The 12,528-nt window shown below is 48.9% G+C and carries 8 protein-coding genes; 5 read left to right on the plus strand and 3 right to left on the minus strand.

Annotated elements, in window-relative coordinates; all coding sequences use genetic code 11:
* The first annotated feature begins 149 nt into the window (after positions 1-149).
* The 3 genes from DC345_RS17595 (at position 150) to DC345_RS17605 (ending at position 7,700) form a co-directional block, all read left to right on the plus strand.
* Complete coding sequence (locus DC345_RS17595) at positions 150-3,143, plus strand: glycoside hydrolase family 9 protein (RefSeq protein WP_113054197.1); 2,994 nt, start codon at positions 150-152, stop codon at positions 3,141-3,143.
* Between the two features lie 77 nt (positions 3,144-3,220).
* Entirely contained in the window at positions 3,221-6,496 is a 3,276-nt protein-coding gene (locus tag DC345_RS17600) for a glycoside hydrolase family 48 protein (protein WP_113054168.1), read from the plus strand.
* 424 nt (positions 6,497-6,920) lie between these two features.
* Positions 6,921-7,700, plus strand: coding sequence for a C40 family peptidase (locus DC345_RS17605; protein WP_113054169.1), 780 nt, complete (start codon positions 6,921-6,923; stop codon positions 7,698-7,700).
* Positions 7,701-7,787: 87 nt separating this feature from the next.
* On the opposite strand, the gene DC345_RS17610 is transcribed toward DC345_RS17605, so the two are convergent.
* Complete coding sequence (locus tag DC345_RS17610) at positions 7,788-8,696, minus strand: ArsR/SmtB family transcription factor (protein WP_113054170.1); 909 nt, start codon at positions 8,694-8,696, stop codon at positions 7,788-7,790.
* A 179-nt stretch (positions 8,697-8,875) separates the two neighbouring features.
* Between DC345_RS17610 and arfA the strand changes: the two genes are divergently transcribed.
* Entirely contained in the window at positions 8,876-10,381 is a 1,506-nt protein-coding gene (gene arfA / locus DC345_RS17615; RefSeq protein WP_113054171.1) for an arabinosylfuranosidase ArfA, read from the plus strand.
* A gap of 202 nt (positions 10,382-10,583) precedes the next feature.
* Here arfA and DC345_RS17620 read toward each other — a convergent pair whose 3' ends face one another.
* A complete protein-coding gene (locus tag DC345_RS17620) occupies positions 10,584-11,357 on the minus strand; it encodes an MBL fold metallo-hydrolase (RefSeq protein ID WP_113054172.1) in 774 nt (257 codons plus the stop codon).
* Positions 11,358-11,484: 127 nt separating this feature from the next.
* Between DC345_RS17620 and DC345_RS17625 the strand changes: the two genes are divergently transcribed.
* Positions 11,485-11,916, plus strand: a complete 432-nt coding sequence (locus tag DC345_RS17625) for an Lrp/AsnC family transcriptional regulator (RefSeq protein WP_113054173.1) — start codon at positions 11,485-11,487, stop codon at positions 11,914-11,916.
* Positions 11,917-11,929: 13 nt separating this feature from the next.
* On the opposite strand, the gene DC345_RS17630 is transcribed toward DC345_RS17625, so the two are convergent.
* Entirely contained in the window at positions 11,930-12,445 is a 516-nt protein-coding gene (locus tag DC345_RS17630) for a hypothetical protein (protein WP_113054174.1), read from the minus strand.
* Positions 12,446-12,528 lie beyond the last annotated feature (83 nt).

Genomic DNA, 12,528 nt, shown 5'->3' on the forward strand with positions numbered 1-12,528 from the left:
GCGCTGATATTGCAACTGAAGTAAAAAGCTATAATGGTAATTAATGGTGGAAAATACATGGAGTCACACCATAGGAAGGAGCGGGTCATTACATCAGTGTAATTGAAAAATGTGAGACGATTATTGCAGAAGGAGATGAATGGTTGAAGATGAAGGGAAGCTGGTGGAGACGAATCGCTATTCTCGCGTTATCGGCAGGGCTACTGGCAGGAAGTACATCCATACAGGCATGGAATGGCAAGGCAGATGCGGCTGCCGGGAATCATAACTATGCGGAGGCATTACAGAAGGCAGTTTATTTCTATGAAACACAGCGTTCTGGGAAATTGCCGGAAGACAATCGGGTGGAATGGCGTGGTGATTCCGGATTAAATGACGGAGCGGATGTTGGGGTTGACTTGACCGGAGGGTGGTACGATGCTGGAGATCATGTGAAATTTGGTCTGCCTATGGCTTATTCGGCTACGATGTTAGCTTGGTCTGTTGTGGAATACCGTGAGGGATACGAGCAGGCAGGGCAACTGGAGCAGATTAAGGATAACTTGAGATGGGCCACAGACTATTTTGTGAAAGCGCATACGAAACCAAATGAATTATGGGGACAGGTTGGAGCAGGCAATACAGACCATGCCTGGTGGGGACCGGCTGAAGTGATGCAGATGAACCGTCCTGCTTATAAGATCGACGCATCCTGTCCGGGAAGCGAACTGGCGGGTGAAACCGCAGCGGCACTCGCTTCTTCATCCATTGTGTTCCGGGACAGTGACCCGACTTATGCCAACAAACTGCTCCAACATGCCAAGGAACTGTACAGCTTCGCGGATACGTATCGAGGCAAATATTCGGATTGCATTACAGATGCCCAATCGTTCTACAATTCATGGACAGGTTACTATGATGAGCTCGCCTGGGCAGCAACATGGTTATATATGGCGACAAATGATAGCGCTTACTTATCCAAGGCGATTGCTACAGCGAATCTGTGGCAGGCGGATGGGCAGAACGGGAACTGGGCCTATACTTGGACCCAAGGCTGGGATGACAAACACTACGGAGCCCAGATTCTGCTGGCCCGCATTACGTCGAGTCTGAACATGCCAGAAGCGACGCGGTTCATTCAATCCACGGAGCGCAATCTGGATTATTGGTCTGTAGGCACGAATGGACAAAGGATCAAGTATACACCGGGCGGGCTTGCCTGGCTTGATACTTGGGGATCGCTCCGGTATGCAGCGAATGCATCGTTTATTGCTTTTGTATATTCCGACTGGGTCAGTGATCCGGTGAAGAAAGCAAGGTATCAGGACTTTGCCGTCTCTCAAATGAACTACATTCTGGGGGATAATCCTCGCCAAAGCAGTTATGTGGTTGGTTATGGTCAGAATCCGCCTAAGCACCCTCATCATCGGACCTCCCACAGTTCATGGACGAACAATGAAAATGTACCTTCAGAGCACCGTCACACGTTGTACGGCGCGATGGTTGGTGGACCGGATGCAACGGATGCCTATACCGATTCCATTGGGGACTATGTCAGCAATGAGGTGGCAACCGATTACAATGCAGGCTTTACAGGCGCGTTAGCCAAAATGAATCTGTTATTCGGCCAGAACGATCAGCCCATCGCGAATTTTCCGTCTCCGGAAGTAAAGACGGATGAGTTCTTTGTCGAAGCTGCTGTTAAGGCATCCGGTTCCAATTACACGGAAATCAAGGCTCAACTGAACAATCGTTCCGGCTGGCCTGCGCGGATGGGGGATAAGTTGTCATTTCGCTATTTCGTGGATTTGAGTGAAGTATACGCTGCAGGTTACACCGTTTCTGATGTCCATGTTACAACCGCATACGCCGAGGGGGCTATCGTATCCCAACCAGTTGTGGTTGATGCAACGAAACGAATCTACGCTGTTACAGCGGACTTTACCGGAACCAAGATATATCCAGGCGGGGAAGGACATTATCGCAAAGAAGTCCAGTTCCGCATTACCGGCCCGCAAGGCGCCTGGAATGCGAATAATGATCATTCATTCCAGGGCTTGGGCACAGGCAATGTGGCGAAGAGCGTATATCTCCCAGTCTACGATGCGGGAATACGAATATACGGTCAGGAACCTGGTGTTACACCGGTCGTCACTCCTGTTACACCTTCGGGGGTGCAGGCTGTATCAGGAAATGCTCAGGTCATCCTGAACTGGGTAACATCTCCTGGGGCGGAATCGTACACCGTAAAGCGTGCCGAGGTGAATGGAGGGCCATATACATCTATAGCGACAGGTGTCCATGGGGTGACGTACACGAACACGGGGCTCACGAACGGGAAGACCTATTATTATGTAGTGACGGCTGTTAATTCAGCCGGGGAATCGCCCGGTTCTGCACAAGTCTCTGCCACGCCACAGGCTGAAACATCGCTGCCCGGCGCACTGACATTAAGCAGTACGGCAGGCAATGCCCAGTCGATTCTGACCTGGACGGCAGCATCGGGAGCTTTGACTTATAAGGTACAGCGCTCAATTGTAGGCGGTGCATATACCGATGTGGCAACTGGATTGGCAGGTTTGAATTATATTGATGCAACAGCGGCAAACGGAACGGCGTACAGTTATCGAATCGCCGCCGTGAATGTGAGCGGACAGACGTTGTCCAACATCGTGACGGTGACACCGAGTGCGCCTCCGGCCACGACGGGCACGCTTGAGGTGCAATATCGTAACGGAGGGTCAGGTGCTTCCGGCAATGCGGTGACTCCGCAGTTTAATCTGAAAAACACAGGCACTCAGGCAATTGATCTGAGTACCGTGAAGCTCCGATATTATTTTACCAAGGATGGTGCAGGGGATCTCACCTTCTGGTGTGATTATGCCCAGATTGGCACGGCCAATATTGAAGGCAAATTTGTCACGCTGGCTCCGGCAAAAGATACAGCGGATACGTATCTGGAGATCAGCTTCGAATCCGGGGCTGGCAGCCTGGCTGCCGGAGCGGAGACGGGCGTGATCCAGGGGCGCTTTTCCAAGAACAATTGGAGCAATTTCGATCAGAGCAACGACTATTCCTATGATGCAACCAAGACAGCTTTTACCGCATGGAATCAGGTAACTGGGTTTCAGGGAGATACGAAAGTCTGGGGCATGGAGCCGTAACCTAAAAGGGAGTTCAACAACATGGGCAGACCCACAGTAATTCTAATTGAATTTCACCATTCCAGGGAGGTATGTACATGTTGAAATCAGCTGCGAAAAAAAGTTTGTCTGCCATGCTAGCAGGCACCGTTATGTTAACCGGGTACACTGGCTTGTGGGCGGGTCCCCAAACGGTTTATGCCGAAGAGCAGACCATTGATGCTCAGGCGGACGGAATAAACGAAGCTCGATTTTTGCAATTGTATGATCAACTGAAGGACCCGACGAACGGTTATTTTTCTCCAGAGGGCATTCCGTATCACTCCATTGAAACGCTGATGAGCGAGGCACCGGATTATGGGCACATGACGACATCCGAGGCATACAGTTACTGGCTCTGGCTGGAAACGATGTACGGTCACTATACGGGTGATTGGTCCAAACTGGAAGCCGCTTGGGACAGCATGGAGAAATACATCATCCCTGTCAATGAAGGTGACGGCAAGGAAGAGCAGCCTACGATGAGTTATTACAATCCAAACAGCCCGGCCACCTATGCAGCAGAAAAACCTTTTCCGGATCAATATCCATCTGCCATTAACGGTCAATATGCTGCAGGAAAAGACCCGCTTGATGCTGAGTTGAAAGCTTCCTACGGCAACAATCAGACGTACCTGATGCATTGGCTGCTGGATGTGGATAATTGGTACGGCTATGGTAATCTGCTGAATCCGAATCATACAGCGGCTTACGTGAATACGTTCCAACGTGGAGAGCAGGAGTCTGTGTGGGAGGCCATCCCACATCCATCCCAGGACAATAAAACGTTTGGCAAAACGGGCGAAGGTTTCATGAGCCTGTTCACCAAGGAGACCCAGGCTCCGGCAGCCCAGTGGCGTTATACCAACGCAACGGATGCTGATGCGCGTGCGGTGCAGGTACTGTATTGGGCGAAGGAGATGGGCTACACCAATACAGCGTATCTGGACAAAGCGAAGAAGATGGGTGACTATCTGCGCTATGGGATGCATGACAAGTACTTCCAGAAGATCGGAAGTGCCAAGAACGGTACACCAACTGCTGGTACAGGCAAAGACTCTAATATGTATCTGATGGCATGGTATACCTCATGGGGCGGCGGCCTTGGCGAGAGTGGGAACTGGGCATGGCGGATTGGAGCCAGTCATACGCATCAGGCTTACCAGAATCCGGTGGCAGCGTATGCATTGTCTGATCCGGCAGGCGGCCTGATTCCAAAATCGACAACAGCCAAAGCAGATTGGAATGCATCGCTGAAGCGCCAATTGGAGTTCTACACCTGGTTGCAGTCTCACGAAGGGGCAATTGGTGGTGGAGCGACGAACAGTTTTGATGGCTCTTACAAAGCTTATCCTGCCGGAACAAGTACGTTCTACGACATGGCTTATCAGGAAGCTCCGGTATACCGGGACCCGGACTCCAACACATGGTTTGGTTTCCAGGCTTGGTCGCTGGAGCGTGTAGCCGAGATGTATTACATTCTTGCCGAGAGCGGGGACCTCAGCTCCGAGAACTTCGAAATGGCCAAAAAAGTCATAACCAAGTGGGTCGACTGGGCCAAGGATTATGTATTCGTCGATGAGCGTCCAGTGACGGATGCTGAAGGATATTATCTGAATGCGGCAGGTCAGCGTATTCTTGGTGGTACCAATGCACAGGTTGCCACAACACCTGCACCTGGCGAATTTTGGATTCCAGGCAGCCAGGAATGGCAGGGGCAACCGGATAAATGGAACGGGTTCAGTTCCTTTACGAACAATCCTAATTTCCATGTGGTAACCAAAGATCCTGCCCAGGATACGGGTGTACTGGGGAGTTATATTAAAGCCCTGACGTTCTTTGCTGCAGGGACTCAAGCGGAAGGCGGCGTACTCAGTGCCAAAGGACAGAAAGCCAAAGACATGGCCGAGAAACTGCTGAATACAGCCTGGGATTACAATGATGGTGTGGGGATTGTCACCGAAGAAGTACGTAAAGACTACTTCCGCTTCTTCGCCAAAGAGATCTACATTCCGGCGAACTGGACGGGAACCTTCGGACAGGGGAACACGTTACCGGGTACAGCCGGCGTACCTTCTGACCCGGCCAAAGGTGGTAATGGCGTATACATTGGTTACTCTGACCTGCGTCCAGCCATCAAGCAAGATCCGGCATGGGCGTATCTGGATAATCTGTACAAAACGTCTTATAATCCAACAACGAAAAAATGGGAAAATGGCGCACCAACCTTTACGTACCACCGTTTCTGGTCACAGGTGGATATGGCTACCGCGTATGGTGAATTTGATCGTCTCCTGGGTGATGCCGGAAGCCCAGGAGTTCAGGTGCCGGGAGCTCCAGCTGGTCTGACAGCTGCAGCAGGCAGTGAACAGGTTATTCTGAACTGGACTGCATCCACTGGTGCCGCTTCTTACACAGTAAAACGCGCGGAGGTAAACGGCGGCCCGTATACTTCAGTAGCAACGGGGGTTACCGGGTCAACCTTCACAGATACAGGACTGGCCAATGGCAAAACGTACTATTATGTGGTGACCGCAGTGAATACGGCGGGTGAATCTGCACCTTCTGCTCAGGCCTCTGCAACACCGCAAGCTGGAATATCTATACCGGGAGTGTTAACCCTTACAGGAACGGCAGGCAATAATCAGGCTGTACTGACATGGACCGCATCGACCGGAGCTGCAAGTTACAAGGTACAACGCTCGGTTGCAGGTGGAACCTATACGGATCTGGCTACAGGTCTGACGGCACTGACATACACGGATGCCACGGCAGTGAATGGTACCGCATACAATTACCGAGTGGTGGCAGTGAATACAAGCGGCCAGACCTTGTCCAATGTAGTGGCGGTGACACCAACAGCGCCTCCTGTAACAACAGGTGCACTTGAAGTGCAATACCGCAATGGCGGTTCAGGAACGTCAGGCAATGCGGTGACCCCGCAGTTCAATATCAAGAACACAGGCACGACAGCAGTGGATCTGAGCCAGGTGAAGCTGCGGTATTACTTTACGAAGGATAGTGCATCCGATCTGAGTTTCTGGTGTGATTACGCTCAGATTGGCAGCGCCAACGTTGAAGCTCACTTTGTGACGGTAGATCCGGCTAAAGGGACAGCGGATACGTATCTGGAGATTGGTTTCAAATCCGGGGCAGGCAACCTGGCTGCCGGAGCAGAGACGGGAATTATCCAGGGTCGCTTCTCGAAGAACAACTGGACGAATTTTGATCAGACTAATGACTATTCTTTCGATGTTTCCAAAACAGCCTTTAGCGCCTGGGACAAAGTGACCGCTTATATTGGCGGAGTCAACGCTTGGGGTATTGAGCCATAATTAATTCATATGGAGACAGAGTACAGCCGGGGAGAGATCTCCGGCTTTTTGTGATGATTTTGGGATTACAGGTACTCATAACTGAGAAATGAACCATAGTAATGTTTACCAAATATAGAATTTAAATATTAAAATATAGGTCATTTGACTCACGTCCTAAGTGATGCCTGGCTTAAGGCACTTTTCTGCGTAAAACGAAGCGCAGTAAATAGTTACAATAATTTAACCTTTGGAAAAGAAGAGATTTACGGCAGTTTTAGCCAACTGATGTGAGAGGTTTCCCTGATTCTTAGTGCTCAAGCCTGCCTGATCGAATACAGGACTTTGGACTGATGATCGTTATGGACAGCCCGTTTTACAATGGGGCAAGCCCGGCGAATGAGGCCAGGTTAAAATTCTGTAACATCAGGGGGAACACGACATCATGAACTGGAAAAGCAAGATCATTACTGCAAGTGTAACAGCAACGATGCTGATGGGAAGTCTGACCACAGGAGCATTAACGACACCTGCATCAGCAGCGGCAGTTGAAAATTCAAAAGTTAAAGTCATCTGGGGAGTTAATTTGCGTACATCGCCATCTTCTTCCGCAAGCATTGTTCGTTTGGTGCCAAAAGGAGAGACCGTAACGGTACTGCAAAAATCCGGATCAGGCTGGTATAAAGTTACGGACTCCGGTAACCGGACAGGATACATATCTTCTTCTTCAAAATATACACAAGCTGTGAAAGGCAACACGACAACAGGAAGTTCAGTTACAGGCAGTGCTTCGGTGGAGAAAGTGATTGCTGCCGGTATGAAATATTGGGGGACGCCTTATGAGTTTGGAGCAAGTCGTAACAGTACGGCTACGTTCGATTGTTCAAGCTTTGTCCGCCAGGCCTTTATTGATGCGCTCGGAATCAAGCTTCCATCCGATTCACGTAAACAAGGTGCTTATGTGAAAGCCAACGGTACCGTTCAGACCAATTGGAAAAATCTGAAGCGTGGTGACCTGATGTACTTTATGTCCTACAAAGGCAGTTCGGCTTCATCATATTCCAGTGTGAACAAATCTACTGCTACGATTACCCACACGGGCATTTATCTGGGTGACGGCAAAATTCTGCACACCTATTCCAATGCCGGCGGCGGTGTAACGATTAGTGATATCTCCGGCAAACATTGGGAGTACCGTTTCCTGTTTGGCGGAAGTGCACTTTAAGTTCATGCATGCTTATTAAATAATGAACACATATAGAACCTTTCATCTCTGCCTATACGGGGGATGGAAGGTTCTTTTTGTTGTTTATTAGTCCTGATAGTACAGACGGAACAGAATATCCTGATCATAGTTGCCGAATCCTTGACCATACAATGTAAGCCCGCCCACATGCTGCGCATCTTCCTCCACGGAGAGGCGCAATGTCCACTGATTTCGTTCCACGGGAATATCGGCAAGCGTAACTTCGGACATAAGCTGTCCATCAATAAAAGTGCCCTCATGGGTAATCCGCAGCACTTTGAGCATGCCGTATTGATTCACACTGTCGCTCCACCATTCCGGGGTGAACATGCCTCGTCCATTTCCGGAATCTCCAGGACTTGTCCATTCACCTAGTCGAATGCCATTGAGCATGAAGGTAATATCCGAAGGCCAGTTTGGGTTGACCGAAGGGGCCTCTGAACCTATTTCAAGTGATAATTCAATGGCACTGATCTGTTGGCCTGACAAGATATAGTTTGGAATTTTGTATTCCACGAATCCGCGTCCAAACCAGAGAATATGGGCATGCATGCGTTCGGGATCCAGAAAATAGCGTGGGTCATCGTATTGTCCAATGACCTGACTGGATGTAGCCAGACCACAAGTTGGATACACATCAAAATGAGTGTAATGTCCGACAGGGATCGCCACTTCATGAAGCTTGCGGGAAGCTCCCGTTTCCTGTGGCATGGAGATACCAATCCAGTCGACGGCCAGGCTGTTCATTTTGTGCGTGCCGCCATCCTTGCGAATCATTTTGGACTGAATAACGCCCACATCCTGAAGCTTGCGAACATGCATGGTTACAATTGCGCTGCTCAGGCCGAGTGATGCGGCAATGTCCTTCACGTTCATTGGGGTCTCCGCGACAAGCCTGATAATCTGCAGACGGACTTCACTCGCAAGTGCCTCGTATAGAGGCAGCCATTCTGTATCGGTATTTGCTCTAATCACATCTGTTCCTCCATTTTTGATTTATAGAATTAAGTTAAACATAAATCCAGTCAAAAGAATAACATTTTGCAAAATTCAGGTTGAAATTGGTGCCATAATCGATTTTAATATAAATATGAACATTGATCCATAGATTATCAATTAATTTTTATATTAATCTTAGGAGGCTGAACTTCACGATGGAAAAAGCAAAAATGACGGTAGACAAGGATTTCACAATTGGCGTAGTTGATAAACGTTTATACGGTTCATTTATTGAACATCTGGGACGTGCCGTATATGGTGGAATATATGAGCCGGGTCATCCTACGGCGAATGAAGCGGGATTCCGTGGAGATGTGCTGGAGATGGTTAAGGAGTTGCAGGTTCCGATTGTGCGGTACCCTGGCGGCAACTTTGTATCCGGTTACAATTGGGAGGATTCGGTTGGGCCTGTGTCAGAACGCAAACGCAGACTGGAACTCGCCTGGAGAACAATCGAGACCAATGAATTCGGGTTCAACGAATTCGTGGATTGGTCCAAACAGGCGAATTCGGAAGTCATGATGGCCGTCAACTTGGGAACACGGGGTGTAGATGCAGCCCGCAACATCGTGGAGTACAGCAATCATCCGGAAGGTTCCTACTATAGTGATTTGCGTATTAAACATGGATACAAGGAGCCTCATGCTATCAAAACCTGGTGTCTAGGCAACGAAATGGACGGCCCGTGGCAGATTGGTCACAAAACAGCAGAAGAGTATGGACGGATTGCACTTGAAGCGGCAAAAGTGATGAAGTGGACAGATCCAACGATTGAGCTGGTCGCCTGCGGAAGTTCATCCCTGGGTATGCCATCCTTCCCGGAATGGGAAGCCACGGTACTGGATCATACGTATGATCATGTTGAATATCTGTCCCTTCATCAGTATTACGGTAATGCTGAGCAGGATACGCCAACATTCCTTGCGCGTTCCCTTGAGATGGATCGTTTTATTGAGACGGTAAAAGCGACCTGTGATTATATCAAAGCGAAGAAGCGCAGCAAGAAGACGATGTTCCTGTCCTTTGATGAATGGAATGTCTGGTATCACTCCAATGATAGTGACAAGAAGCTGGACCCATGGCAGATTGCTCCGCCACAGCTGGAGGACGTATACAACCATGAAGATGCACTGCTTGTGGGATGTATGCTGATCAGCATGCTGAAACATGCGGACCGAGTTAAGATGGCCTGTCTGGCACAACTCGTCAATGTCATCGCTCCAATCATGACGGATAATGGCGGTGCTGCATGGAGACAGACAATCTTTTATCCGTTTATGCATGCTTCCGTGTTTGGACGTGGAACGGCACTTGTACCATTGATCCAGTCCCCGAAATATGACACTAAACAAATTACGGATGTTCCTTATCTGGAGGGTATTGCGGTGCATAACGAAGAGCAGGGTGAAGTAACTGTTTTCGCTGTAAACCGTCATCTGGAAGAATCACTTCCACTTGAAGTGGATCTGCGCAGCTTTGGGAAGTGCCGGTTGATTGAGCATATTGTGCTGGAAAGTGATGATCTAAAAGCAGCCAATACCGCAGCACAGCCGAATCGCGTCGCTCCGCATAATCGTGGTGATGCAGAAGTATCAGATACATTGATCACGGCAAGCTTGGCCAAAGCTTCGTGGAACGTAATTCGATTGAAAGTTCAATAGTAGATGAAATGAGTCGAGGGAATCACTCAGGTTTAACTGAGCACTCCGATGGCGGAACTATCTTCGGCTTGCTGTGTTCCTCAACTATAAACGCAAATAAAAGCTGGATGCGCATGAATCGCATCCAGCTTTTTTCGTGTTCCTTGGAGAGGATCTAGAGAAGACTCCGTTTGTTAAAAGTCACTCATCGCATCAATGAATTTTATTTCAATTCAGTATCCGGTCCAAACACAAAGCTCTCGCCATCGCGTGGAATGAGCACCTGTCCGTCCAATTGTTCAGATGCCAGATAACTGGCGAGGTCCACACGGGACATCATGCAATGGTTAATGGCATCCATATGCACAGCGATGACATGCGCATCTGGTGCATGGCGTTTCACGGTAGCTACATCAGGTCCGTCCATCGTGATCGGGTCTCCTTGCAGGAAGCGGGCACCGCCAGCATTCACCACAATCACCTCAGGTTGATATTGACGAATGGCTTCGGCTGGCTCTTCACACCAGATGGTATCCCCGGCGATATAGGCGACAGGTTCTTCGTCTGCTTCCAATACAAAACCAGACACCTTGCCCATACGTTCGCCGATTTCCCCGGTTCCATGTTGTCCTGAAGTACGGGCAAAACGGACAGAATGATATTCGTGTTTCTCATCCACGGCGGTGACGTTAGTAAATCCGGCTCCTGTGAACATGGCTTCATCTCCTGGCTGGCACAACAGAGGTACATCCTTACGGAGCTGCTTCGCTGCTGCTTCATCCCAGTGATCGGGGTGTGTATGCGTAACGATCATCAGATCGGGATTCATATAATCCGTTTCCGTCTCGGGTAAGGAGACTCTTGGGTTACGTAATTCATTGGGCGTATTCGGAAAAGCGGGCATCACTTCTTTATCCATCAACATGGGATCAACCAGTATATTCAGACCCCCAAATTCCAACCATAATGTAGCATTACGAATCAATTGAATTTTCATTGAACCTGCACTCCTTCGGGAATTAATGTTATTATCCTATATGTTATACAACCCGTTTATGGGCGTAAATAACACGCTGAAAGAAAACAGACCACTTTAATTTCAAGTTGAAAGGATTGCAAAATAGATGAATGAGACGATTGATGATACAGATATACGCATACTGAAAAGCCTGATCCGGGACGCCAAACGCTCTCACAAAGAGATCGGCGAAGAGGTGCATTTGACCGGACAGGCTGTAGGTGCGAGAGTACGCAAGATGCATGATCTGGGTGTGATTGAAGGATATACGGTAAAATGGAACCCGGAACGCCTCGGCTTGGGCCTGCAGGCATTTGTAACGATTTTTCTGAATTCCGGCGACCGACATGCCGCCTTCCGTGAATTTATGGCTGCGCGTGAAGACATCGTGGAAGTTCACCGTGTCAGCGGAGAGGGCTGTTATCTGATGATCGTACGCACTGGAACAATGGAGCAGCTTGGAAGTTTGCTGGAAGCCATTTTGCCGTATGGAAATTATAGAATGAACCTGTCTGTTGGTATCGAAAAGTCGGAATGATGTGAGCTGAATTTCAGATGTCCTGGTGCTGTTTCTCTTGGAGCGTCTTCTGCAGAAGGACAACTGCTTGACTGAGCTCTTTTTTGGTTAGCAAATGATCGGTCTGGATGTGACGCCGGGTGCCGTCTTTCAAATACAGGGCAATCATGGGGGAAGCAGATAATATCCATTTGCTGAAGGCGGGCGAGCCAAGCTCAATTTTACGAATCTCATTCCAGGGAATGGTCCGTTTAAGGGGATGAAGCCCTTCATCATTCCAGGATAACAACACAGAAGAACTCGCGATTGCGCGGGACAGAAACATAAAAAATAAAGGCCCGATAAACCACATGCCAAGAATGGCTGCGATGGAATAATACAACGTCTCCAGTTGTCCAGCATGATCGTCATAGATGATCCATAACAGGGTAACGCATAACAGCAAGAACAGAAGACAAAGTGCTCCTTTCCATATAGCCGTGAAACGGCGGTAGGCAATCTGCCGATGCTCAAGCTTCGACTCTGATGATTTATATAATTCAGGTTTCATAAATACGCCTCCTTAACATCATTTCCCAGAAAATATACCAAACATGCCGCCTGCATCGCAGAGCGGCACATTCAACTTTATTT

Origin of the sequence: Paenibacillus taichungensis (assembly GCF_003287275.1) — a bacterium.
Lineage (GTDB): Bacteria > Bacillota > Bacilli > Paenibacillales > Paenibacillaceae > Paenibacillus > Paenibacillus taichungensis_A.

Excerpts from the sequence above, each read along its gene's own strand:
- DC345_RS17620 (WP_113054172.1), bottom strand. The coding sequence starts at position 11,357 with ATGAAAATTCAATTGATTCGTAATGCTACATTATGGTTGGAATTTGGG.
- arfA (WP_113054171.1), top strand. The coding sequence starts at position 8,876 with ATGGAAAAAGCAAAAATGACGGTAGACAAGGATTTCACAATTGGCGTA.
- DC345_RS17600 (WP_113054168.1), top strand. The coding sequence starts at position 3,221 with ATGTTGAAATCAGCTGCGAAAAAAAGTTTGTCTGCCATGCTAGCAGGC.
- DC345_RS17605 (WP_113054169.1), top strand. The coding sequence starts at position 6,921 with ATGAACTGGAAAAGCAAGATCATTACTGCAAGTGTAACAGCAACGATG.
- DC345_RS17595 (WP_113054197.1), top strand. The coding sequence starts at position 150 with ATGAAGGGAAGCTGGTGGAGACGAATCGCTATTCTCGCGTTATCGGCA.
- DC345_RS17625 (WP_113054173.1), top strand. The coding sequence starts at position 11,485 with ATGAATGAGACGATTGATGATACAGATATACGCATACTGAAAAGCCTG.
- DC345_RS17630 (WP_113054174.1), bottom strand. The coding sequence starts at position 12,445 with ATGAAACCTGAATTATATAAATCATCAGAGTCGAAGCTTGAGCATCGG.